This window comes from Vibrio crassostreae 9ZC13, assembly GCF_000272045.2.
In the GTDB taxonomy this organism is placed as follows: domain Bacteria; phylum Pseudomonadota; class Gammaproteobacteria; order Enterobacterales; family Vibrionaceae; genus Vibrio; species Vibrio crassostreae_C.
This window is the reverse complement of sequence record NZ_AJYZ02000019.1, coordinates 178273-202179: the sequence shown is the minus strand read 5'-3', so window position 1 is coordinate 202179 and position 23907 is coordinate 178273. Positions and strand designations below refer to the sequence as shown.

The following is a 23907-nucleotide window of genomic DNA, read 5'->3' as shown; positions in this document are numbered from 1 at the left end:
ATTAAAATGTTATGTTTAATCAGCATCACAAATTTCCACTGTTTTTATATACAGTTTAATGTGTTCGGCTATCATCTCGAGCTTTGAACACATTCGAAGAATTAAATATGAGCAACTATCTAGAGCGCGGCATTAAAGAACTCGTTGAAGAGTTCATTTCTTGTGGGAAACCCTGTCCATCAAAACAAACTATTTCTGATCGTCGGGCTGGTTATCTATCAAGTACAGTTTTAGCTGGCTCTAGCCCTGAAATGGCCGATGAGTTTGTTGATGAGCTGGATGGTATTCAAATCAAAGTTTATAAGCCAAGCGATAAAGCTAATTTGCCAATCACGATTTACTTTCATGGTGGTTGTTTCATTAGTGGTGGTTTTGAAACGCATGAAGCACAACTGAGGCAGTTAGCTCATCTATCAGAGACTATAGTGGTTTGCATTAAGTACAGATTAGCACCAGAACATACATATCCATCAGCTCATGATGATGTTTTTCAGACCACGTTGGGTATCAAAGAGCATGGTCATAAATATGGCGGTGATACTGAACATGTGTTTTTTGTCGGTGATAGTGCTGGCGCACAATTAGCTCTTGCTACAGCACTTCGCTTGAAAAATAAAAAGCTGTGGCTACCTGAAAAACAAGTCCTAATATATCCAATGGTCGATCCCTTGGGCGCGTCTGATAGTTATCAGAAAAACGGTACAGATTTTATTATTACCGCTCAAATGTTGCTGTCAGGTTTTCAGCTTTATGCGGGTGAATCAGAGCGGTTAGTCAGTGAAACAGAACTCAATCTATTAGCAAGAAAAGATTTTCAAGGTTTACCGCCAACGATGATTATCACAGCCGAATATGACCCACTGCGAGATGAAGGAGAGCAGTTGTACAGGTTGCTTCTTTCCCAAGGAGTTGACGCTTATTGTGAACGTTACCTAGGTGTAATACATGGTTTCTATCAACTTTCGGGTGTAAGTGAGTCTGCAAGGCGTTGTATTAGGAACATTGCAGAAACGCTCAAAAATTAAACATAACAAACGCTTCAAGAGGGACTTCCAACGCGTGGCATTTTTATTATGCGTTGGTTTTTGTGTTTACGGTGTTATGCGGAAACTTGGTAGTAGCGTTGTCAGCCCCTTAAGCGGGCGTTAGTACTCCCGAATCGTTCATGCCTTAAACAAAGTCAATTAACTATATGACTTTGTTGGCAAATTTAACCTAACATCCAGAAATTTAGTTGCATTTTCATTTAAAATGGCATGATACGTTATGATTTTCTTAGAGGTTTAAATGTTAAAATATATGCTAATTGGTGTTGCTCTTCTTTCATCTGGTGTCCATGCTAGGACTCAAGTTTTAACGGAAGAGAGAGTCGGTGGAAGAACAAATAAAGTTCTATTAGCGCAGACATCAAAAGGTCAATCATTTTGTGCCTTATCAATGGCAAAAAACAATACATCTGTAAATCACTTTTCATATAATGATGGAAGTAAAGAACTTGTTATTTCTTTAGATCAAGCACTAACCTTCAAAGGAAGACAGTTTTCAGCACATAAACATTATGAGCTTAATGGTGAAGAGCTTAAAGTTATCAATGCTAGAACCTTAGTAAAACAGGATTACACATTGAATGAATTGTTCTCTCAACAAGCAGATTTGCTATTAACAGAAGGGCTTGCTGTTAATCAATATCCAGGCTGTAATCCACAAGTAGTATCTAAGAGAATTGTTACGACTTACGAAAATTGTATCAACCATATTTCTCAGTAGCGACAGAGAGTACTAACAAATAAGGATTAAGGTGTTGCGCAGCCAACACTAAATCCCGAGTGTTGAACAAGCCCGAAGCCACTTTATTAAGTAAACAACAGTGATTCGCAACGCTTGGCGCTCTCACTTCGAGTTGGGTTTAGTGTTTACGATGCAGTGGTTAAGTTCAGTGTATGCGCTGCTCACACGTTAATTGGGCTACACCTTTAAATTATTGGAGTCCGAGTGGAAGTCAGAAAAGACCTAGAAGAAGTTAGCCCTCATATATCAAGATTACTTTCTTTTGCTAAAGAGTTTTCAGCCAACAATAAAGATTGGAGTCACTTGAAGAATCAAGAGGACTTCAAGTTTGTTCATCGCGTCCCTGATCATGATAGGCATAAAGTTGAAGCACTATATTGCGATGGTAGGGATATGGCTATGTATATGGCAGGAACTCTCGCTGAGATAAATTACGACTTCAGTCGCTTCCCGACGCTAACTTCAATTGTAGAGGGCTTTGACGAAGGCAGGGTGAATGGAAATTATGATGAAAAGGTTCCCGATACGGCAGTTGAAATCTGCAAGTTGCATGATGTTAAACTTTGGTCCGTCGACCAAATGTTCCACCTATTTAAACGTCAGGAAAAGCTACTTTCAGCAATACGAGGAACTCTAAATATTTTGAAAGCTAGTGATTTGTATAAATTAGAGAATGGAATTGAAGTCATGAGTAAAGAAAATACAACGATCAATGTCTCTGGAATATCTTCTTCAAGCATAAATATAAATTCTGATAGCGCTACTGCATCGGTTAATCAGACTTATAATGAGCCTGAAGTATTTTCTGAGATAATTTCTGCAATAAATTCGACAGACTTGGATGACGCCGTAAAGCAAGAGCTGCTAGACAGTACGCAAGCTCTTGCTCTTAGCCATGAAAATGGTACTTTTCCTGCCGCGTATAAAGACTTTATGCAGAATGTATCTGCACACATAACAGTATTGACCCCATTCATAGCTGGTCTTTCAGCATTGCTATAGTGTTAACAAGCGCATGTTGTCGGACTGGTTTTCCGCTGCGCTCCACACCAGCTGCAAATGCGAGCGTTATATAAATGATGAAAATGGAGAATTATAATGAATGAAGAAACAAATCAATATCTACAACAATTAGTATCTCTAAATGAGGGAATTCTTGAAGCTTTATTTGAAATTAAGTCCGACATCGCAGAGATTAAAGAAGAGCTTAACTGGACTAAAGAGCACTCACACAGCAAAATGCACCTAGATAAACTTGAGGAAATGGATTCTAAGTTATTTGATATTTCTCTAAATTTACCCGGGTGATTTATATAACTAATAAGGATTAAGCGTTGCGCAGCCAGCGTTAAATCCCGAGTGTTGAACAAGCTCGAAGCCACTTTATTAAGTAAATTATTCGATGATGGTCGAGGGGCATTGCGCCTTGAACTGGTCTATTCACGCATGGCACCAAGTTAGTGACTTTCCATACCTGTAGTTATTTATGAATAGCTAATTTAGCAAAACCACTGACACAGAAATGTCCAATAGTTACTTAGGACAAACCAACATACTACAATAGGAAATTTTTCCGGCTTAGTTATTCGTTACCTTCACTCAATGCAAATTTGATCTCGTCAGAAGAGAACCCCTTTCGACTTAGCATCGCGTAAGCCTTAGAGCGTTCTTTATGATCGTTTAGGTCATAAGGCTTCTTCTGCAACTGTTCTAAACACGAAGAATAGAAATCTAGCTGCTCTTCATTAATCAATCGGTCGATGAGCGATGACAGCTCACTTGTGTCGATTTGTCGTTGTCTAAGTTCTTGCTGAATGGCGGTCAGGCCCTTGCCTTTACGAGCATACTTGAGCACCTCTTTTTCCAAATCGGCTTTCTCGGCCTTAATTTGAATGTTACTTTTCAGTTGATGCGCTTGTGGGTGCTGGTCAATCGCTACCTTAACTTGTTGATAGCTAAAGCCACGCTTTTGCAGTGTCGCAACCAGCTTTTCACGGCTCATGGTAAAGCTTGAATAGTAGTGGTTGATTCGGTCTATCAAGATGGTTTGTTCATCAATAGACTTTTCGAACGACACTTTATGGATTGCATCAGAAATCACTGAATCGGTCAGCCCCTTCTTCTTCAGTTTTTCGACAATGTATCGAGAACCGAATTCACCAGAGAAAGCTTGTTCCACGAATTGTTCTGCAAACACTTGGTCAGACTTGAGATACCCGAAGCCTTTCAATGTCCCTAGAGTTTCATCGATCCATTCTTGATTGTCGGTTTTCACTTTGAGCTTCGCCACTAACTCGCTTTCCGTCATGTCTCTCTGAGTTAAATGCCACATCGCAGAGTTCATAACACTTTCAATTCGCGTCGCTTTTCTTACCGTTGTATTTCTAGTATTCGTTTTTTGCTGTGAATCGTCCATTCGATTTCAACTTTCCAGATTAAGCCTACCCCATCATAACGTAATTCTAAGGTGGTTGAGTGGCATAAAAGAATGAAGCTCAACATAAGCGGCAGCCAATAAAAATGGACGCTTGTTCAGCGTCCATTTGATATCACATTAAGAATGATGGCTCTAAGCCATGCTTAGCTTTTTCGTAATAGCTTTTCATACTAGATCTTTCGTTTAGTTCTCTTCGTGATTGTAAATATGTACATCTCGTTGAGGGAATGGAATCGTGATGCCTTCTTCATCGAAGCGTTTCTTCACGGTTTCCGTTACATCCCAGTACACATCCCAATAGTCATCAGTCTTAACCCAAGGTCGAACTACGAAATCAACAGAAGACGTATTCAAGGTATGAAGCTTGATCATATGCTCTGGTTTTTTCAACACTAGAGGGTGTGCAAGAATGATGTCGTTCAATACCGCTTTCGCTTTATCGATATCATCTGAATAACCAATACCGAAAACCATATCAACACGTCTTACACGTTCTGCCGTGATGTTGTTGATCACGTCACCCCAAATCTTGTTGTTTGGGATCACCAAGCGTTGGTTATCAATGGTTTGAACAGTCGTCGATACTAAGCTCATGTCTTTTACCGTGCCTTGCACGCCTGCCACTTTAACCATGTCACCGACGTCATAAGGACGGTAGATCAAGATCATCAAACCCGATGCAAAGTTAGATAGTGTGTCTTGCAATGCGAAACCAATGATGACACCGGCTACACCGAAACCAGTAAGAAGAGGTGCTAGCTCTATCCCTATTTGAGACAGTGCGATAAGCAAACCAATAAACACGACCGCTTTAGATGCGATGGATACAAAGAAGTCCTGCATCAATACACTGAAGTCCATTTTAGAGTGCGAAACACTCTTACGAACGGTTTTGCGAGCCACGTTAGCAATAAGGCGAGTTACATACAAAATACCGAGAAACAGAGCAAGTTTAACGATAAAAGAAGGGGTATTTTCAAAAGCCCATGAACTGAACGAACGAAGCCAACCATCCAACAGCTCCAGTGCAACATCAACATCCAACACATCGGCGTTAATGTCACCTGTCGTCGCTAGCAAAACACGTTTGTACGAAGTCACATCCACGCCAAACGGTTCCATTAGCGTGATGGTTTCTTCTAAGCTCGCGACCATAACGCTAGTTCGCTCACTGAAGCGTTCAAGCTCCGTTTTAATCGTCGCTTTCTCTTCTTCACTTACATAAGATAACCGGCGTTCTAAATCTTGACGTTGTGTATCCGTGTATAGAATTGCATTAGTAAGATATTGAGAACGAGAAACAAGTGCCGTTTTGAGCTCACCTTCAGGAACAGCAACATCAACACCACGCTCTTTCGACCAATTTAAGGTCTTAGCAAGCTGCTGATAATAGACATCCATCATTCCGATTCGTTTTTGAATACGCAATTCAAGGCGTTTTTTAGCGTCACCTTCAGCTGAACGGTTTTCTTTACTCATTGAAACGATTTTAGTTTCATTCAACGACAGCAATTTTTGTAGCAGTTCGACCTGCTGAGCAAGAGTGACATCCAGCCCCTCTTTTTTATCTGACGATAGCTGTGAAAAAATCTCTTCGCGTAGGCCCTGGTTCTTACGCCTTAAGATATCTTCAAGAAAGGGTTTTTCAGCATCATGCGCCGTTTCTAATGTTGCTAGATCGAGCATTAACTGATCTTGTACTTCTGCGATTTTCTCAACGCTCTGCGCATAACTTCCAAATGCGACAAACGCCAACATTAACAATAGACAACGCCAAACCTTCATCATATTAATTCCTATCACTGTCTAAATTGACCCTATAAATAGTAGTAAAAAGAATATAGATAACAAGCATTTAAACGTATGTTATGTTAAAAATTCGCAAATTATCAGCCTGCTTCTAATATTTGAGAGTTCCAATCCCCTCTTATGACCTGTAGAGTACGCATCCAACAAAGAACAACAGCCAATATCTTCATTCGAGCACAGCACTAAAGCGCCCTAAATACGATGTTGGCTCACAGCAAGAGAGCATAAAAATGAACAACGAACTTGATATTATTGAGTCTCTAGAAGAACTAGAGCAATTCCTAATTTCAGTGGAAGCTGGCGGTTTAGGCCTTGAAGGCGTTGAAGGTGTAGGCATGGCAACCAATAATTCAGATGGTCGTCACTTCGTTGCTGTATTCAATAGCAGCCATAAAGTTCTGCTTGCTCGCTGGATCACCAAAGAGGTGTTTGATAACGGTAAAGACTTGGTACGTAACGGCCCTCGCCGCACTCACTAAGCCTTTCCAATAGCACCAATGATTAAAGCCCAACACGTTCACTGACGATCTGTTGGGCTTTTTTGTATCGCCTGTCCCGTCCTGATAGTTAATAAACCACTCAATACAGAATAATTAGCGATAACTTTCAGTTGTTGTGAACTTTAGCTACAGCTCAATGTCGTATTCGCGTGAATTGGTGTTTATGCGTCTTTTATCGTGTATCTGCCGTTTCCCGCATTTATACATAGTTTCACTTTAACCATTTTATGACTTGTGGCACGAAGAGAACTTATCTAAGCTAACCACAATTCAATGAGCTTGCTTTAACGACTAACAGATTTGATTACTGACTAATTTGCTGAACACATCGCTACTTTTCTTATCCACACAGAACCGCCGACAAAAGCATTCGCTTTGGGCGCTCTTCCTTACCGGACTGGTTATCGTAACTTGTCTGGCGAGCACTCTGGCCGTCAAGAAAGTATCGTTATCTGCATCCGCTAATGGCCAATCAGTCCTAGTTGGCACACAAACTCATACAGAAACCAGTAATCCCCAAACCAACATCGCTTCTTCAGAAAAAATGGCTGCTCTATACGCCAGCGTTTTCGGCTTAGAAGCCTCAAAAATGTTAACGTCCCCCAATTCAAATTCATGCAGCCTAAGTTCGAAAATGCTGACCTTTGCCGCCCCAAAAACCGGCTGGCTTATCCCATTCGTACTTATTATTGCTGTTGCGTTTAACTTACCTCCTCACATCTCGAGATTATCTAGAGACAATCATCGCTCTACTCGACCGACAAAACACCGATTGCATCTAAAGCACTGTATATTTAGAGAGTAAATAACCGGGCTACTACACCCTTTTATTTATTTTTTGGAGATACATTTGTGTACAACACACTACTAACTAAGTTTGTCGATTCATTGGCATTCTCTATGCGTACATGCGCGAAAACCTTAGTCACTGCCCTTTTGGTTATGACGTCATTTACCGCCTTGGCACAGACAACGGGCTGGCTTAGTGTGCCTGAGCATCCGCCTGTTAAAATGCGAATGATGTCGACGGGTGAACAGTCGGATGACGGCTCTAAGATCCAAACCGTGCTCGATGTCGTGCTCGACGGCGACTGGAAAACCTATTGGCGCAGCCCAGGCGAAGGTGGCATTCCGCCAAGCTGGGACTGGTCTGGTTCAACAAACATTGAGTCAGTAGAGTGGCACTGGCCGATACCTAAATACTACGAGCAGCTTGACGTCATGACGTTAGGCTACAAAAAACATGTCAGCTTTCCTGTCACTTTATCCCTGAAAGACAACACGAAGCCTGCGATATTCAGGGCATCGTTTACCTTTCCGTCGTGTACCAATATCTGTGTGTTAACCGATTACGATATCGAACTGCCGATTGACCCACAAACTTTAGCGCTCGATGAAGAAGCGATGTTCTTGTTCAACCAAGGCATGAGCCAATCTCCACGAGAAGCTAATCGCACTTCAGTCAATGGTCTATTTTGGGACAAGAGCAAGCAGCAACTGGTTACTCAGCTGACAAGTAAAAATGGCTGGGATAAGCCGATGGTGTTGATTGACGGGCAAGAAGTGATTGATGACTTCTTCTCTCAACCAAGCGTCCACATCACAGACAATACAATGACGGCCGTATTTGATGTGAGCAACTGGATAGGTGAAGTCGACTTAACGGACCATAACGTGAGTGTCACCGTTTCAGACACTAATTTCGCCGAAGAGATGACGGCCAAAGTTGGCTCAGAACCGATCGCTTACCAAACAAGCAACAACGGCTTTTTGGCGATGATAGGCTTCGCTTTAATTGGTGGTTTGATCCTCAACATCATGCCATGTGTGTTGCCAGTCTTAGGAATGAAATTAAACAGCATCATTCAAAACCAAGGTGCATCTAATCGTCATATTCGACTCTCATTCTTAGCTTCTGCGTCAGGTGTCATTACATCATTTGCGCTGTTAGCCCTAGGTATGACCGCTCTAAAAATGGGTGGTAATGCAATTGGCTGGGGAATCCAGTTCCAAAATGTTTGGTTCATCGGGTTCATGCTGATCATCACTTTGCTGTTTTCGATTAACCTGCTTGGGTTATTCGAATTCAGACTACCATCAGGTTTAAACACCTGGATGGCAACCAAAGGCGATGACTCACATTCAGGCCACTTTGTTCAAGGCATGTTTGCAACGCTGTTAGCAACGCCGTGTAGCGCGCCATTCCTAGGAACCGCTGTCGCGTATGCACTTGGAGCAAGCTACCAAGAGTTATGGGCTATCTTCATCACGCTTGGTATCGGTATGAGTGCGCCTTGGTTGATCTTTGCGCTATTCCCAAGCCTAACCAAATTGCTTCCAAAGCCTGGGGCGTGGATGTTCAAAGTTAAGCTGGTATTTGGCTTAATGATGTTCATTACCAGCCTATGGCTAACAAGCCTCCTTAGCCCATTCATTGGTAAATTCCCAACTATCCTGCTGTCGCTATTTATCGTGATTTCAGTATTGATTTGGATTGGCCGTAAGTTGGGTCGCAAGGTGCTTATTCCTATCGTCGCAACCACAACCTTGGTGTTTGGTGCTGCATTGATCGTCGGTAGTGTCACCGCTGATAACTGGGCGACTCCGATTGTTGACGATCTCGCTTGGCAAAAGCTGGATGCGAAGCAAATCCCTCAGCTCGTTGATGAAGGCAAAACGGTGTTTGTTGATGTGACTGCTGATTGGTGTATCACTTGTAAAGCCAACAAGATCGGCGTCATCCTTCAAGACCCTGTCTACAGTCACCTACAGCAAGAAGACATTGTTTTGATGAAAGGTGATTGGACAACACCAAGTGAAAGTGTCACTCAATACTTACAAAGTAATGGGCGATTTGGTGTGCCATTTAATATCGTCTACGGCCCGAGCTATAAAAGCGGTATTCCACTGCCTGTCATTCTCAACAGTGACACTGTCGTTCAAGCCATCGACGCTGCGAGATAACTGATGAAGACTCCCAACAATGAAGATAAATCTAGCACGATTGAAGACGACGCTGTAAAGGGTGAGGCCAAAAAGCCAAGTCGTCTTAAGAAGTGGGGAAAGGAACTGGTTTCAATGATATTGATCGTTGGCGTGGTTTCATTTGCCATGGACTTTTATCACAGCAGAAGCATGCCTCAGGGCGATGCGATTCCAATTGTGGGTCAATCGCTCCAAGGCGAAGATATTGATGTTATCGAGCTAAGCAAAAATGGTAAGCCAGTCATTGTCTATTTTTGGGCGACTTGGTGTGGTGCCTGCAAATTTGTAAGCCCGACGGTTAATAGCTTCAGTGATTCCCATCAGGTGGTTTCGGTCGCTCTATCGTCTGGTCCAGACGAACGTGTCCAGCGCTACTTGGATGCAAAAGAGTATGACTTCCCTGTTATCAATGATCTTTCTGGGTCAATCAGCAGAAGTTGGGGCGTTAATGTCACGCCAAGTATTGTCATCATCAAAGATGGAAAGATTAGCAGTATCGCAACCGGCGTTACATCCCCTATCGGCCTGTGGTTAAGAACCTACTTTGCCTAAATCGCTCACAAAGAAAAACAGAGCAAAGCTAAGTAAATAAACCGACTCAGCCAGTTTAACAAACAATATTAATGTGATCGCAACCTAATAAGCGCTCACGATTATCACGAATTAGAGAAAAGACAATATGAAAAAGCATCTGATAAGCGCACTGATTTTAGGCTCATTAATGAGTACTAATGCCTTCGCAGAATTAAACAAAGAACAAACTCAACAACTTGAAGAAATTAATCAATTCCTGAAGGAAAACCCATCGACGATCTCTGGATTGCATACCAGTTTAGAGCAGTACGTAGCAGGTCAAGAACAGTCGAAGAAAGCTCAAGCGGAAAGCCATGATTGGTTGTACAACAATGACGCTCACCCAATCACGGGCAATCCGGATGGCAAATCAGTCATCGTTAACTTTACTGACTACAACTGCCCTTACTGTAAGCGCTTGGAAAAAGGCTTGGTTCAATTAGCCTCTGAAAACAGCGACATTAAAGTGATCAACGTGTACTTATCGTTTAAGCAACAACAAGTTGCAGGGCTAGACACCAACGCGGCGCTATACGCGATGAAAGTATGGAAAGATAACCCAGCAGCATTCCCTGAAGTTGATAGATTGCTGATGGCGAAAAGCGGTATTCACTCGAAAAGCTCACTAGAAGCCGTTGCCAAGAAGACGGGAACAGAGGCGGAACTAAAAACAACTCAAGAACAAAACCAGGTTCTAACCACTAACCATCAAACGTTCAGTGCACTCGGCTTAACGGGCACTCCAACCATGATGATGAACGGAAATGTTTTACCAGGGTATGTGCCTTACGACCGACTTAAAGATATCGTGGATGACGCTTTTTAATCGAGTGTAGATAGAGATAAAGATTCAAAAGAGAAGTAATAAAAAGCCGACTCGCGTAACTCGCAGTCGGCTTTTTGATGAGTTTAAGATAATGTTTTCAATATTATTTTTGAAATAGAAAAGCAGTCGAAGTGTCACTATCTTGCAATGGATTCTTAATCTAGCCTCGCTACTCTAAAAGCAGTTCTCTCGATGAGTCCAAGACGTGCTTACTCTAGACAACTGTCCTTTGACCGAGCCCTGCTCGGTCTTTTTTTTGCGTGTTTTAATGGCGACACAGTGCATTAACACGGAAACTTCCAACCGACTGAGCCTTAACTTAGCAAGCGACAAACAAGCGCACCCGGCTCCCTTAACGCATCCACGTTATAGCTAAGGACACGTCCGGCAGACGGCGCGTGATAACGGCGACACTCATTACCAAAAGCGTCATATTGAATAGCCAACAGATCATCTTGTTCTACGCTCTGCAGAAGCTCAACCTGCGGCAATACGAAACCACCAATATCAGCGCGGATAGAAACCACATCATTACCCTCTATCCAATCCATACTCGGCAGCTGCATTTTCTCGGGATGATTTATTTCAACCTCGAACATTTCATAATAAGACAGCATGTTAAAAACACCGTTTACCGCTCGTTGAATCATGTCAGGCTGAGTAAATTTCCCCATCCCAACTTCCACCGTGATGCTCGGAATTCCACTTCGATTCCAAACCGTTTCCAAAATACCTGGGTCACCAGGGTCATTCAGAACACAATCGGGCTGCATGAGCCTCGCCATCTCCAAACATTGTTCTATGCGGTAATCAGCAAACACATAAAGTGGATAAACTGCGCCACGAGTTTGAGTGTGGAGGTCAACGGCAAAGGTGGCATTATGCTTAAGCAAACGCTCCCACAAAGACGCAACAAAGCGCTCCGCAGCCAAGCCATTCGCGTCACCCGGAAAGAGTCGATTAAGATTAGCAGGGCAAGAACCCGGATCCGAAGAGATGAAATCACGGCTATGGTTCAGCAAGCCAGACAGATTCACAGTAGGTACAATCGTTACCGTGCCTTTGAGCGTTTTACCGACTAAGTCCCTGATAATTTGCTGTGCAGCCAACACTCCGTTTAGCTCATCACCGTGAATACCGGCGGTGATCATCAACTTAGGACCTTCTTGACTGCCTTTGAAAACAGAAACCGGCATGTTCTTAGGTTGCCCTAGCCCATCACTGGTGACTTGAAACCAAAACTGGTGCTCTCCAACGGGTAGGTCTTCAACATTCAAGGAGCCAATAACCTGCCTACCTTGTAAAACATCGCCTAAGTACTCTGTTTTCATCCAACGTCTCCATATTGTTGAGCAGAATCTATTCTCTTCTAAGTTTTTGCATCATAGAGGATATCCTTACCAGTACAAGCAGTTAATCAGATTAACAAGCTCTCAGCGCAGCCAAAATTCACCACCATCGACATACGTGATTCCAAGGTAAAACTTGCCAATGTGACCTTTGAAATACACGCAACTTGTATAACTATTCATAGAACACTCAGTCGCATGAAATAAAAGTGCAATAAAATCAACACTTAAAAAAGTTCCCCATTCACGAAAATGTAATTTTATGGAAATGAAAGCTTAATTTATCTGCTCTAAATTAGCTTCATATCGAAACGGAGAGCACATTGCTCACGGATTTTAAAATACAAGGTAAGTGATTATGAAAAAGGCAGTTCTAGCTTCTGCAGTGGTAGCAGCACTAGTTTCAGGTTCTTCTCTAGCAGCAACAGTTTACAGCTCTGATGGTACAGAACTTAAAATTGGCGGTCGTGCGGAGGCTCGTTTCAACGTATCTGACAACAACGAAAGCGCATCTGACAGTTCTTTCAAAGACAAGTCACGAGCTCGTGTGAATATTTCAGGTAAATCTGAACTTTCTGATGGTTTATATGGATTCGGTAAGTATGAAGCAGAGTTCACTAGCGCATCAACAACAGAGTTCGAAGACGGAAGTGGCAATACTGTAAAAATTGAAAATGAATCTCTTACCAATCGCTACTACTACGCAGGTTTAGGAACCAAATTCGGTGAGTTCTCATACGGTAAGCAAGATTCTTCACAGGTAATGCTGACTGACATTACAGATACAATGGCAACATTTGGTGCAGATGCTGCTGATGCCGTTGATGGCAACAAAGATAAGCGTGAGAATAACTTCCTTTACTCTGGCGAGTTTGACGCGTTGACGGTACAAGCTAACTACATCGCTGCAAATGAAAAAGATGCAGATAGTTTTGGCCTTGCTGCTATGTATAACCTAGGCGCTTTTGACCTTGGTGCGGGTTATGTTTCTCAAAAGAATGGTAACTTCGATGACGATCAAATCAACCTTGTAGCTCAATTTTCTATGGATGCGTTTACGGTTGGTGGTCTATACACAATGGCTTCAGTTGCAGATAAAGATTACACAGGCTACGAGCTTTCAGCTATCTTCAAAGCAACTAAACAGCTATCACTAATTGGCGTATACAACTACGGCGAGTTCGATAAAGCGGCTGACGAAGAAGCAAATAACTTTGCTATTGAAGCGGTGTACAAGTTTAACGGCCACATTCGCACATATGCTGGTTACAAGTTTGAACAGCGAGACAATAAAGATGACCAACTACAAGCGGGCATCCGTTACGACTTCTAATCTAAATCGACTTTAGATACAGACTAAAAGGTTGGGCAATAGCTCAACCTTTTTTCATATTCAAATATTCTGACTGACTTCATCAATGCTTTTTCTGGTTAAGTGGTGCTAAATCCGTATCATAGGTGTACCACATCAAATAATTAGAAGCATCATGTCACAACACCATCCGATCCAAGGCGCTAGCTGGATGCTAACCGCAGGCCTAGCCTTTGCCGTTATTAACAGCCTAACTCAAATTGCTAGCATTCATTTCGGACTTACTTCTACCACCGTTGCCGTCATTCAATACGCCATCGCGTTGTTCGCTATTCTTCCTTATCTGAAAACGCTGGGCATTCGTCGCGCACTAAAAACCGACAACCTCAAATTGCACGTATTCCGTGTCTTCTTGTCTGTTATTGGTATTCAACTTTGGATATGGGCACTGGCTTACCCAGTACCAATTTGGCAAGGCATTGCCCTTCTCATGACATCGCCATTGTTTGCAACCATTGGTTCAGGGCTTTTCTTAAAAGAGAAAGTTGGGGCTGCTCGCTGGGGCGCGACCTTAGCAGGCTTCGTGGGTGCGATGGTGATTCTAGAGCCGTGGGCTGAAGATTTTAACTGGGCAACGTTATTACCAGTCGGTGCCGCTTTCTTCTGGGCATGCTACTCACTGATGGTGAAAAAACTCTCTTCGCAAGACAGTCCTTCAACCATGGTGGTCTATCTTCTACTATTAATCACACCATTTAACATCCTGCTTGCTGCGCCAGATTGGCAAACGCCAAGCAGCGGTACAATCTGGGCTATATTGATTGTTATCGGTGTTATGACGGCACTCGCTCAATGGGCGATAGTAAAAGCCTACTCGGTCGCTGATGCTTCGTTTGTGCAACCTTTTGACCACGCCAAATTACCGCTAAATGTTTTAGCAGGTTGGATTGTATTTAGTTGGGTTCCACCGGGTCGTTTATGGCTAGGGGCTGCTATTATTATTGCGTCAGTTGCATTTATAACGCACTGGGAAACTAAAAAACCTTCAAAAGTGAAGAAAGTTTAAGGTTGGTGAAATAAATAGTTCGACAGTCCGTTCTATATGGATAAGAGAATTCAAACGAGGCCGTAACCATGAAGAAACCAGTCAAGATTACACTATACCGTTGGGCAGGCAGTTGGGGTCCATTTAAAGTTAATATCCCATGTGGGGAATGTACCCTTACCAAAGACATTCTTAAGGATACTTTTGAGAATGAGTTATCAGATGTCGATGTCGAACTGGAAGTGAAAGATTGGTTGTCTCACTGGTGGGAGCCTCTAAAACTTGGCTCTTGGCACGCCCCAATCCTTGTTGTTGAAGGCAAGGTTGTCAGCCAAGGTGAAGCGCTTAATCGCGGTGTGTTAATCCAATCCGTGATCAAAGAGTGGACCAAACGAGACAGCTTAAAAGGCAACATCGTTTATGGTAAGGCGACCTGCCCATTCTGTGTTAAAGCAAAGAAAATGTTGGATGAAGCGGGTGTTGAATACCAATACCACGATGTCGTAAAAGATAGCGCCGCTTTGTACCGTATGATTCCAGAGGTAAAAGCACACATTGGTGAGAAAACACCGGTCACCGTCCCGCAGATCTGGCTTGATGGTAAGTACATCGGTGGTGCCGATAACTTAGAAGCGTGGATGAAAGAGAATGGCTTAGATAGCATCCCTAATAATGTGGTCGACTTATCCAATCAATCTGCTGGCTGAGTTCATTAAAAGCCATTAGTCAGAAGCTTAATTGGTATTTTTTGTGTCCATCCACAACAAAACAAAGCGATAACTTTCACCAATCGCTAAAACGAAAAAGGCCTTAAACTTCATCGAGTTTAAGGCCTTTTAAAATTCCGTTTTTGAAAATGCTTATTTAGCCATTTTCTTCATCATTCGCTTAAAGAGCGATGGTTTCTTTGGCTTTGAAGTGCCGTACAATGCTTCGTGCATCATGTTTTTTGCTGCCATTTGACCAAGGTATGCGTGGCCTAGTTCGTAATTCATGCTTATCTCCGCACATAATCAACTTTCTTTAGCGCGGATTCTACACTTAAAACGCCCAAAAACAAGATCTAAATCACACTTTAATGCAATATTAAGCATTCATTTGCAATTAGCCTAATTTTGTCTCTGTGCTAATCAGCATTGTTTTTGTATATCAATGAGTTAACCTAAATTCTGGTTTGAGCTTAATGCTCCATTCCTAATAACAACCCAAGACATTGATTTAGACACTGATAAAAAAAGCAGCTCAATAGAGCTGCTTTCTAAAATGCTTTACTGAGAAACCTAGTTGCGCTTTGGCTGTCTGTAAGTTTTACCGGCAATTTGGTATGTGTCTTTTTGCTTCAATTCAAACATCGTTTCAAAGAACCAAGCTGCAAATTTGATTAAGTCATCGCCTTCATTCATAACATGTTCGATGTACTCTTGCTCTTCGCCTTGTTCATTTTCTTGAAGCGTCACGTGGTAAATACGCTTTTCGCCTTCCACTTCAGCAAGTGCAAATTGACCAGTCAGTGATGCAGCAGCCTCAGCGACTTCTGTATCCTCATTGGATTTCAATAGCTCAAGCGCTTGAGGCAGGCCATCTAGTGCGCAGATAGCTTTTACCAGTACTTCAAATTCATTTTGCTGCATTTTGTTTTTACCTATTCAATGGACCGAAGCATTGTAGAAAACCATCAGCACAAATACAACGTATTAACGATGGTGCGTTAAACGATAGTGAATTTAGTGTTTAGCTATATTCCACTTCAACAGTATCGCCTTTGTTGTTCATTTTGGTTGAAGACCAAAGCACTCCGCCCATGGCTGCGCCAATAATGAGGTAGAACACGCCTAACTGTAGATGAGTCGTGACCCAACTCTCTACTAGATACCCACCCAATAAACCCGCTAAACACATCTGAATAGAGCCCGACAATGCCGATACTGCGCCCGCTTGCTTCTTATGAGGTTCTAATAACATGCTGATTGATAATGGGAACGAAATGCCTTGTGCTATCGCCAACCAAGTAAACGCCCAAACCAAGTTAAAGATGGATAACTCATGAGTAAGAAGCCAAGTTCCCGAAGCCAAAATAATCAAAATCGCAAGGCTCATCAATTGCGGAGTGCTAAACCTACGATTGAGCAAGTTCAAAGCCACGCTACCGATCAGTAAGCCTGCCGAAGGGACAATCATCAATGAACCATACTCAGCGGCGGTCAGCCCCAATTGCTCTTGCATTAAGAATGGAAACAACGACAGTGATACCAAACTCGCCATGTAGCTCATCCAGTTGTAACTGGCACTGGTCAACACTTGGCGATTGGTCAACAAGCGTCCGTAGTTCTTCACCACTTGGCACGCATCAAAGCGGCTCTTTCCGTATGGCAAAGTTTCATGCAGAACAAAGTAACCCAGTGTGAATATCGCTAGTAGATACAATAAAACGAACAGGAACACCGCCTGCCAACCGAGGTGAAATGAAATCCAACCACCGAATACCGGCGCAATGATCGGCATAATCGACGCGGTGATCGAGATATAAGACAACGCTTTGGTAAGCTGTGGACCATCATAGCTGTCACGAAGCACACTTCGCCCAAGAACCGAGGCACTACCCGCCCCTAAACCTTGTAGCAAGCGACCAACTTCTAGCGCCGTCATATTGTCAGAAAACACAACACAAACGACTGTACCAATCAAATAAACACCCTGACCTAACAAGAAAATAGGTCTTCTTCCCACCGCATCGGACATCGGTCCGTAAAATAGCTGAGACAAGCCAAAACCCACCAGAAACAGCGTGACGAGAAGCTGTACATCTACTTGAGTAGCACTTAAATCAGAAGCAATTAACGGTAATGCTGGCAAGTAGATGCTCACACCCACCTGCCCCGTAGCAATAATCATCATTGCTAAGAGTAACGGTGTTTTTTTAAAGGTCGATTGGCTCAAAAAATTCCCTATTCGTTTGATATTTGTTCATTAGACGAGTTTACATTCAAAACCAATAATTGATAATTAGCTAAATTGGAATTTTATTAAGTCCCAACAGGAAATAATATGGATTGGATTCTTAACGTAAAAAGCTACGTCAGAGTAGTCGAAGAAGGCAGCTTCAATGGTGCTGCTCGAAAGCTGAACACCACCAGCTCGGCGATCAGTAAAAGAGTGAACTGGTTAGAAGAGCGCATCGGCACCCAACTGTTAAAGCGCACCACGCGATCAATTAGCCAAACCGAAGCAGGTGCGCTCTTTTACCTGCGAGCCAAGGATCAGCTCGACAATTGGCAGTCCATTATTGATGAGACTCGCTCGGTTAACCAAACCCCAGCAGGCCTATTAAAGATTGGCGCTACGATTGCGGTTGGCTCTAAGTTTCTGGTGCAATACATGGACGACTTCTTAGAAAAATACCCAGACATTAAGGTGCAGCTGATCACGACCACGCCAGGCCAATTACCTGAACTGGGCTTAGATCTGGTGATCAGTCGTGAACTGGAACAGCTCAACTCCTTAAGCTTCAAGAAAACACCGCTGTTTGAACACAAAGCCAGCTTCTATGCAGCGCCAAGCTATTTAGCTAAACATGGTTACCCCGCCAACGAGCAGGACTTAGAACAACACAACTCGTTAATTTGGGGAGAGCGTCCGACCCGTGAAGTCACACTCACCAAAGGGCAGCGAATAACGTTAAACGGTAACTTTGCGACCACCAATCCAGAGGCTTTGTTTCATGCTGCGAAGCGAGGAATGGGCGTACTGTTAACCATCAAAGCGATGATCAAAGAGGATCTAAAGCAAGGGACATTAGTTCCAGTATTGCCAAATATTACCGCCGACGAAGTGATGGTTTACGCGTACTACCCTAAGCTTGATTACTCGCACACGCGAACCAAGCTCTTTTTGGACCATCTGAAAGACAGGCTAGACAAAGAGCGTAGCACGCAAGCTCTGTGAAATAAGTCACATTTTAATTTGAAAAGTTATACAACACGGTCAATAATAAACTTGACGTATATAGATTATACAAGTTCGCACATATACAAGATAATACGTATACCGCTTACACAGTGAATCTGGTTAACTAGGGGTGGTGGCTATGACTCAACATACGCACAATAGCATGATAGACACAGAGCGCATTGGCCGTTTGCTGAAATTGGAAGGTATCGACCTTTTAGAGTCAGCTGTGCTTACTTTACATCAGACCTTTGATACTCAATACACTAGCATCATTGAGAAGAAGTACTTCCCTGACCAAACCGTTCCTTTGGTGATCGCCCATTCTGATCATGTATTACATGACAAAATCAATGCGCGCCATGGTCACATCTACCAACAAGCCTTCAATCAAAGACACCCAGATTGCTCATTTTCTCAGTACATCGTCCAGTCATTGCCAACATCGGCATTTAGGCAGGAAATCACCTCACAAAACTCCATCGCGATCCCGACTCAAACTCAAAGTGGCGAAGTGATGGGCGTGCTGTTTTCAACGTTCACCTCGCCTCTTAGCCCTGATCAGCAACAAGACGTGGTAAAGCACCATCAATTGTTCGCCGACATCATCATCCACACCTTGCGTGAAATGTGGTTTAACGATCGTTCCGAACAACTTGTAAATCAGCTTAGTTATGAGGTGTCACACGACAGCCTAACCGGGTTACTCAACCGAAGCTGTTTATCAGATACCTTAGAGTCGATTACTCAACAGAGCGTCACTCCGTTTACATTGGCTTTACTCGATATCAATAGCTTCAAAGCCATTAATGACATGCACGGCAATTATATTGGCGACAAGGTACTTCAATTTGTCGCAGAAACCTTGCGGAGAACCTTACCCGAAAGCAACCTGACTTTCCGGACTGCTGGCAACGAGTTCGCCTTCATCACCTACCATTCTGATCCGATAGCCGTGTGCGAACAAATACTGGCCAAAATTAAGCAGGGCTACAGTAGCGTTGATATCAAGATAGATTTCGACGTCAGCATCGGTATTGCCAGTTCGGATGGAGACAACAAAGACGTTGAGCAAATCATCTTCAATACCAGCTTGGCGCTTAAAGAGTGTAAACACAGCCAAGATACTCATATTCAATGTTATGACACTCACTTAAGAGTTCGTTACCAAAGAAAAACCGAGCTAGTCGCAGCGCTACGAAGTGAGCTGGAAAACCCAATTTCACAAAGCTATATCCCCGACAGCAATGGAATGTACGTAGTGGTACAGCCGATTGTGGGTCAAGGTGAAACGCAATGGGAATATTTCGAGGTACTGACTCGCTGGAAAACCGCCAGACATGGAGACATCTCACCCGTAGAGTTTATTCAAGTGGCAGAAGAGTCAGGGCTGATTGTCGAATTAGGTGAACGCATTATTGAATTGGTGTGCCGCGCTAAAACCACACTAGAGCAAGGCTTGGGCTACAAGGTTAAACTTGGAATCAACTGCTCTGCGCACGAGCTTACTGATTCGAAACGTTATATATCCTACCTGACTCGAACCATTGAACAGCACCATTTTAAGGCGAATGAGTTTGTTATCGAGTTAACCGAAACCGTTCTGTTATCGCCAACACAAGAGACAAAATCCGCGCTTAACTTTCTGAGAGGACAAGGCTTCACGATTGCACTCGACGACTTTGGTACAGGCTACTCCAGTTTGAACTACATCCACAGCTACCCTATCGATTGCATTAAAATTGATGCGACCTTTATTCGAGACTTGTTAACTAGTTCGACCTCAGAGAGCGTAGTATGGCTGATTGTTCAACTGGCCCATAGACTCGATGTATCTTTGGTTGCGGAAGGTGTTGAGAAGCATGAGCAATTAGAAAAGCTGCACGCGATGGGATGTGACAAGATCCAAGGTTACCTCTACTCACCTCCAATGCGACCTGAAGCTATCGTTAGCTATGTCGCGCACTCAGAGCCTTTAGTTTAAACCCTTACCGAACCTTCTATTGAGAACTAAAAAGCCGCAAGAGCATCACTTAACACTGACTGTGCTTTGTGATGCTCTTGCGGCTTTAAAACAGTTTAATGGCTAGCTACTTACTAGCATTATTAACCATTGCTAGATTGCGCGTTTCTAACGCTGCCTTCAATAGCTTGTCGGCTTCATCTCTTGCTGCTACAAACGTCGCTTTTTCCTTTTTAGGCACAGAATCTGCCATCGGGATATTTGCTGTCATTGCATTCACAGGACGACCACGTTCAATCAGTTCGTAGTGCAAGTGTGCACCTGTCACTCGGCCAGTTTTGCCAGACAAACCAATACGCTGTCCACGAGATACCGTTTGTCCTTTACGAACGAGGATCTTACTCAAATGTAGATAACGCGTTTTGTAAGTGCTGCCGTGCTGAATGACCACGTAGTTACCCGCATATGGATGCTTACGCGTCATAATCACTTTGCCATCACCCGTTGCTTGAACCGGCGTACCAACTGGCGTCGCGAAATCTGTACCGTTGTGCGGTGAAATGCGGCCAGTCACAGGGTGTAAGCGCTTAGGGTTAAACTGAGAACTTTGGCGCCAGCTACTGCTCACTGGGTAACGTTGGAAAGCACGTTGTAAGCTATCGCCATTAGCATCGTAATATTGTCCGTCAGTGTGTAAGTATGCTGACACAACGCGGTTACGATTCATGATCTTAATTGCTTCAATTTCACGTTTTCCGGTTGCAACACCATCAACATATTGCGCTTTTTGAAGCACTTCAAACTGATCGCCAGCACGTAGGTCTCGGCTAAAGTTCAGCTTATCTTTAAGAAGAGTCACAATATGGTCAATCTCAAGACTGCTCAGGCCAACCTTGTTCGCCGACATTGAGAAGCTGCCATGAATATCACCCACTAAAGGTTTTTGCTTCCATTCACCAGGAATAGAGATGTCTTCGAATTCGTAGCTGCCGTCATCAAGCAGTCGGTAAACCACTTTGTCCGCGACGCTAAATTGAAGTTCCATTTTAGAAAGGTCGCCGGTCGCTTCATCACGCCAAAAGCGTAATGTATTACCCGGACGAAGCGTATCTAAAGCAAGGAAGTTCAAATCAGTTTCCATCACGCTCATCATCGATTTGTAAGAAAATCCAAGCTGAGTGAAGATGCTACTCAAGTTATCGCCAGATTGAATTTGATACTCAAATGTCGGCGGCTCAATAACGGTAACAGAAGATGGTGACAGAATTGACTCAATAACGGTTGAGTCGGGCAAATCAAGATCGATCGTTTTCGTCAGATCCGATTGTGACGATTGCAAAGCAACACCAATCGCAGCAATAAGTGGCAGTCCCAAAATAGCTACTTTTTTTACAGGTGAAAGCTCAGCAAACGGAGAGGGAAATATTTTTGAATACACGGTAAACAGGTCTTTCTACGATATAAAGGCATAGGATATGCTTTTCAAACGCATAAATCATCAATGCATTGTCATAATATGATGTGAATCTTCCCAACTTAGCCTAAGTCATTGAGTTGCCGTAGATGAAGAGCCACTAGATAAGAAATAAAATTAACCGCTAAATTTAAAAATAAAAAAGCAGAAACGGCTAGTTTCTGCTTTCTATTGGTTGACGTTATTCCGTTTCGAATAATTAATAAACGAAGCGAATTAGTCGCTGATTTTAAGACAAAGACTATGCGTTAACCGTCGACACTAAGCAGTTGTCTTCACCAAACTCATTTGGGATGTAACGGTCAGCATTCGCATCGTTCACCCATTGTTGGTCATCAACTAGGTAGCGGAATTGAAACTCGCCATCTTTAGGTAGACGAGTTTTAAACTTGTAAACCTTCCCTTTGGCCAGTTTTTTCATTGGGGTGGCTTTCCAATCAAGAAAGTCAGCAACGATGGATACAGAGTTCGCTTCTTGAGCTTCTAGCTCGAAGGTCACTTCAACTTCATCTTTCGTCTTAAAAAAACGTTTATTAATCATTCGCAAGCTCCATTTGTAATAATAAGCGGACACAAAGCTAACTGTGTCTAAATTTCATTCATCTAACTAAGATAATATGTAATTTGGCTCACATAAACAACAGATCCTTACATTCACGAAAACGTTATTGCTTACCAATTGATTGCGTATCAAAAGAAAAACTCATTAACACCTTTTCAGAAGGGGGTTCTGCAAATGATTGTTCCGCAGAATGCTGAGTAAAGCCGATAAAACCTTCCCCAGTAAGTTTATTCTGTGATTGCGAACCTGGCTGCTGAGCTACCTCCAATGTCTGAATTTGTATACGATCACCCAATAAAAGTTGGTCGACTAACACCACACGGCTTCGTTGCTGGTCATGCTTAAACAGGCCTAGATAATAGAAAACACCGCTGCCTTGGTTAGATATCCACATCGGCGCGACAAAGAAACTCGCCTTGCCCAACGTGGCGGCTGAAAGATTATTGGTGTCTACCGTTACCACACCGCGCTCAACACCTGAGTCATAGCGTCCAAACGCGATGGCTCTAGGCTCATCAACTTCATTGATAAAAGCGTAGGCGTTAGTCTCAGGAACTTTAATTGTCCATGGATTGGTCGTCTTCAAATCAAAAACGGTTTCTACGACTGGGTCATAACTCACTTGAGAAGAAGGAAACTTCGCCAAGATCTCTTCATCACTTAAGCTAAAGCGATAAATACCCGCTACTATCACCACAACCAGCATGACAATTGGAATCAGTAGAATCAGAGGGATAGGTAAGATTTTCTTTTTCATGGGCAATTATATTCTTTTGTTTTCATCCAGTTGTGCAGACCATAAAGGGCTTTAGTATAATTATCAATACAGGGTTAACCAGAAGTGGAGCATGGATGGATATCAATCATATTAAAGACAGAAATATCAGAAGTTGCGAATGCCGCTGTGGAGCAGTCAACCTAGTATGCCGAGGTGAACCTCAACGTACATCTGTCTGCCATTGCTATGAGTGTCAGAAACGCACCGGAAGTGTGTTCAGCGTTCAGGCTCGGTTCCCAATAGAACAAGTTACACTCAGCGGTGAAGTGACCTCTTTTTCACGCATCAGCGATACAGGTAATGAAGTCACCTATCAGTTTTGTCCCAAGTGTGGCACCACCATGCTTTTGCAGTCGGTTGCCGCCGCTGATTTTTATATCGTCCCGCTCGGATTATTTAAAGAGCAAGACTTCCCACTGCCGAGCTTTTCGGTTTATGAAGAACGCAAACACGGTTGGGTTAAGTTCGACCACCAAATGAGCCATTACAACTAGTTCGTCAATGAGCGTTATCTTTATCTCGTTATTGACCGTTATCTTTATATAGCAACAGTATTAAAAC

General features: G+C 43.0%; 23 protein-coding genes. 14 read left to right on the top strand and 9 right to left on the bottom strand.

Translation table 11 applies throughout. From position 1 onward, the window contains the following. Positions 1-107: 107 nt before the first annotated feature. The 4 genes from A136_RS02400 to A136_RS02385 all read left to right on the top strand — a co-directional run bounded on the left by A136_RS02400 (position 108) and on the right by A136_RS02385 (position 3096). Complete coding sequence (locus tag A136_RS02400; RefSeq protein ID WP_017064340.1) at positions 108-1025, top strand: alpha/beta hydrolase; 918 nt, start codon at positions 108-110, stop codon at positions 1023-1025. Between the two features lie 262 nt (positions 1026-1287). Then, the gene (locus tag A136_RS02395) at positions 1288-1767 is read left to right on the top strand and encodes a hypothetical protein (protein ID WP_017064339.1); all 480 of its coding nucleotides are present in this window, start codon (positions 1288-1290) and stop codon (positions 1765-1767) included. A gap of 225 nt (positions 1768-1992) precedes the next feature. Further along, entirely contained in the window at positions 1993-2790 is a 798-nt protein-coding gene (locus tag A136_RS02390) for a hypothetical protein (RefSeq protein WP_017064338.1), read from the top strand. A gap of 96 nt (positions 2791-2886) precedes the next feature. Then, on the top strand, positions 2887-3096 hold the full coding sequence (locus A136_RS02385; protein ID WP_017064337.1) for a hypothetical protein: 210 nt from the start codon (positions 2887-2889) through the stop codon (positions 3094-3096). Positions 3097-3370: 274 nt separating this feature from the next. On the opposite strand, the gene A136_RS02380 is transcribed toward A136_RS02385, so the two are convergent. Further along, entirely contained in the window at positions 3371-4204 is an 834-nt protein-coding gene (locus A136_RS02380; RefSeq protein ID WP_029235207.1) for a RecX family transcriptional regulator, read from the bottom strand. Positions 4205-4408: 204 nt separating this feature from the next. Beyond that, on the bottom strand, positions 4409-6013 hold the full coding sequence (locus A136_RS02375) for a mechanosensitive ion channel family protein (RefSeq protein WP_017064335.1): 1605 nt from the start codon (positions 6011-6013) through the stop codon (positions 4409-4411). Between the two features lie 251 nt (positions 6014-6264). Between A136_RS02375 and A136_RS02370 the strand changes: the two genes are divergently transcribed. The 4 genes from A136_RS02370 (at position 6265) to A136_RS02355 (ending at position 10918) form a co-directional block, all read left to right on the top strand. Continuing rightward, positions 6265-6513, top strand: a complete 249-nt coding sequence (locus A136_RS02370; protein WP_017062732.1) for a hypothetical protein — start codon at positions 6265-6267, stop codon at positions 6511-6513. 921 nt (positions 6514-7434) lie between these two features. Beyond that, positions 7435-9498 (top strand): protein-disulfide reductase DsbD family protein, encoded by a 2064-nt coding sequence (locus A136_RS02365; RefSeq protein WP_032546833.1) that lies wholly within the window; start codon positions 7435-7437, stop codon positions 9496-9498. A 3-nt stretch (positions 9499-9501) separates the two neighbouring features. Then, on the top strand, positions 9502-10071 hold the full coding sequence (locus A136_RS02360; protein ID WP_017064333.1) for a protein disulfide oxidoreductase: 570 nt from the start codon (positions 9502-9504) through the stop codon (positions 10069-10071). Between the two features lie 127 nt (positions 10072-10198). Beyond that, a complete protein-coding gene (locus A136_RS02355; protein WP_017064332.1) occupies positions 10199-10918 on the top strand; it encodes a DsbA family protein in 720 nt (239 codons plus the stop codon). 314 nt (positions 10919-11232) lie between these two features. Here the strand turns inward: A136_RS02355 and A136_RS02350 are convergent, their stop codons facing one another. Next, positions 11233-12249, bottom strand: a complete 1017-nt coding sequence (locus A136_RS02350) for a succinylglutamate desuccinylase/aspartoacylase family protein (protein WP_017064331.1) — start codon at positions 12247-12249, stop codon at positions 11233-11235. Positions 12250-12625: 376 nt separating this feature from the next. Here A136_RS02350 and A136_RS02345 point away from each other — a divergent pair, with 376 nt between their 5' ends. From A136_RS02345 to A136_RS02335, 3 genes are all read left to right on the top strand, one after another. Continuing rightward, positions 12626-13600: a porin gene (locus tag A136_RS02345; protein ID WP_017064330.1), complete on the top strand. Its 975-nt coding sequence runs from the start codon at positions 12626-12628 to the stop codon at positions 13598-13600. A gap of 154 nt (positions 13601-13754) precedes the next feature. After that, positions 13755-14645: a DMT family transporter gene (locus tag A136_RS02340; protein WP_017064329.1), complete on the top strand. Its 891-nt coding sequence runs from the start codon at positions 13755-13757 to the stop codon at positions 14643-14645. Between the two features lie 68 nt (positions 14646-14713). Further along, positions 14714-15331 (top strand): glutaredoxin domain-containing protein, encoded by a 618-nt coding sequence (locus A136_RS02335; RefSeq protein WP_017064328.1) that lies wholly within the window; start codon positions 14714-14716, stop codon positions 15329-15331. A 153-nt stretch (positions 15332-15484) separates the two neighbouring features. Here the strand turns inward: A136_RS02335 and A136_RS23085 are convergent, their stop codons facing one another. The 3 genes from A136_RS23085 to A136_RS02325 all read right to left on the bottom strand — a co-directional run bounded on the left by A136_RS23085 (position 15485) and on the right by A136_RS02325 (position 17561). Next, a complete protein-coding gene (locus A136_RS23085) occupies positions 15485-15619 on the bottom strand; it encodes a hypothetical protein (protein ID WP_017064327.1) in 135 nt (44 codons plus the stop codon). A gap of 285 nt (positions 15620-15904) precedes the next feature. Next, positions 15905-16255 (bottom strand): hypothetical protein, encoded by a 351-nt coding sequence (locus A136_RS02330; RefSeq protein ID WP_017064326.1) that lies wholly within the window; start codon positions 16253-16255, stop codon positions 15905-15907. Between the two features lie 100 nt (positions 16256-16355). Continuing rightward, positions 16356-17561: a multidrug effflux MFS transporter gene (locus tag A136_RS02325; RefSeq protein WP_017064325.1), complete on the bottom strand. Its 1206-nt coding sequence runs from the start codon at positions 17559-17561 to the stop codon at positions 16356-16358. A 108-nt stretch (positions 17562-17669) separates the two neighbouring features. On the opposite strand from A136_RS02325, the gene A136_RS02320 reads away from it, so the two are divergent. Further along, positions 17670-18566 (top strand): LysR family transcriptional regulator, encoded by an 897-nt coding sequence (locus A136_RS02320; protein WP_017062741.1) that lies wholly within the window; start codon positions 17670-17672, stop codon positions 18564-18566. A 142-nt stretch (positions 18567-18708) separates the two neighbouring features. Next, positions 18709-20553, top strand: coding sequence for a putative bifunctional diguanylate cyclase/phosphodiesterase (locus tag A136_RS02315; RefSeq protein WP_017064324.1), 1845 nt, complete (start codon positions 18709-18711; stop codon positions 20551-20553). A 106-nt stretch (positions 20554-20659) separates the two neighbouring features. On the opposite strand, the gene A136_RS02310 is transcribed toward A136_RS02315, so the two are convergent. From A136_RS02310 to A136_RS02300, 3 genes are all read right to left on the bottom strand, one after another. After that, positions 20660-21970 (bottom strand): peptidoglycan DD-metalloendopeptidase family protein, encoded by a 1311-nt coding sequence (locus A136_RS02310; protein WP_029235206.1) that lies wholly within the window; start codon positions 21968-21970, stop codon positions 20660-20662. Positions 21971-22247: 277 nt separating this feature from the next. Then, positions 22248-22547 (bottom strand): isoamylase early set domain-containing protein, encoded by a 300-nt coding sequence (locus A136_RS02305; RefSeq protein WP_009845720.1) that lies wholly within the window; start codon positions 22545-22547, stop codon positions 22248-22250. A 124-nt stretch (positions 22548-22671) separates the two neighbouring features. Further along, positions 22672-23325, bottom strand: a complete 654-nt coding sequence (locus A136_RS02300; RefSeq protein ID WP_017064322.1) for a hypothetical protein — start codon at positions 23323-23325, stop codon at positions 22672-22674. A 32-nt stretch (positions 23326-23357) separates the two neighbouring features. Here A136_RS02300 and A136_RS02295 point away from each other — a divergent pair, with 32 nt between their 5' ends. Then, positions 23358-23840 carry a GFA family protein gene (locus A136_RS02295; RefSeq protein ID WP_198929242.1) on the top strand — a complete coding sequence of 161 codons (483 nt, stop codon included), beginning with the start codon at positions 23358-23360 and terminating at the stop codon, positions 23838-23840. The last annotated feature ends 67 nt before the right edge of the window (positions 23841-23907 follow it).

Excerpts from the sequence above, each read along its gene's own strand:
- A136_RS02400 (WP_017064340.1), top strand. The coding sequence starts at position 108 with ATGAGCAACTATCTAGAGCGCGGCATTAAAGAACTCGTTGAAGAGTTC.
- A136_RS02395 (WP_017064339.1), top strand. The coding sequence starts at position 1,288 with ATGTTAAAATATATGCTAATTGGTGTTGCTCTTCTTTCATCTGGTGTC.
- A136_RS02385 (WP_017064337.1), top strand. The coding sequence starts at position 2,887 with ATGAATGAAGAAACAAATCAATATCTACAACAATTAGTATCTCTAAAT.
- A136_RS02380 (WP_029235207.1), bottom strand. The coding sequence starts at position 4,204 with ATGGACGATTCACAGCAAAAAACGAATACTAGAAATACAACGGTAAGA.
- A136_RS02375 (WP_017064335.1), bottom strand. The coding sequence starts at position 6,013 with ATGATGAAGGTTTGGCGTTGTCTATTGTTAATGTTGGCGTTTGTCGCA.
- A136_RS02370 (WP_017062732.1), top strand. The coding sequence starts at position 6,265 with ATGAACAACGAACTTGATATTATTGAGTCTCTAGAAGAACTAGAGCAA.
- A136_RS02365 (WP_032546833.1), top strand. The coding sequence starts at position 7,435 with ATGCGTACATGCGCGAAAACCTTAGTCACTGCCCTTTTGGTTATGACG.
- A136_RS02360 (WP_017064333.1), top strand. The coding sequence starts at position 9,502 with ATGAAGACTCCCAACAATGAAGATAAATCTAGCACGATTGAAGACGAC.
- A136_RS02355 (WP_017064332.1), top strand. The coding sequence starts at position 10,199 with ATGAAAAAGCATCTGATAAGCGCACTGATTTTAGGCTCATTAATGAGT.
- A136_RS02350 (WP_017064331.1), bottom strand. The coding sequence starts at position 12,249 with ATGAAAACAGAGTACTTAGGCGATGTTTTACAAGGTAGGCAGGTTATT.
- A136_RS02345 (WP_017064330.1), top strand. The coding sequence starts at position 12,626 with ATGAAAAAGGCAGTTCTAGCTTCTGCAGTGGTAGCAGCACTAGTTTCA.
- A136_RS02340 (WP_017064329.1), top strand. The coding sequence starts at position 13,755 with ATGTCACAACACCATCCGATCCAAGGCGCTAGCTGGATGCTAACCGCA.
- A136_RS02335 (WP_017064328.1), top strand. The coding sequence starts at position 14,714 with ATGAAGAAACCAGTCAAGATTACACTATACCGTTGGGCAGGCAGTTGG.
- A136_RS23085 (WP_017064327.1), bottom strand. The coding sequence starts at position 15,619 with ATGAATTACGAACTAGGCCACGCATACCTTGGTCAAATGGCAGCAAAA.
- A136_RS02330 (WP_017064326.1), bottom strand. The coding sequence starts at position 16,255 with ATGCAGCAAAATGAATTTGAAGTACTGGTAAAAGCTATCTGCGCACTA.
- A136_RS02320 (WP_017062741.1), top strand. The coding sequence starts at position 17,670 with ATGGATTGGATTCTTAACGTAAAAAGCTACGTCAGAGTAGTCGAAGAA.
- A136_RS02315 (WP_017064324.1), top strand. The coding sequence starts at position 18,709 with ATGACTCAACATACGCACAATAGCATGATAGACACAGAGCGCATTGGC.
- A136_RS02305 (WP_009845720.1), bottom strand. The coding sequence starts at position 22,547 with ATGATTAATAAACGTTTTTTTAAGACGAAAGATGAAGTTGAAGTGACC.
- A136_RS02300 (WP_017064322.1), bottom strand. The coding sequence starts at position 23,325 with ATGAAAAAGAAAATCTTACCTATCCCTCTGATTCTACTGATTCCAATT.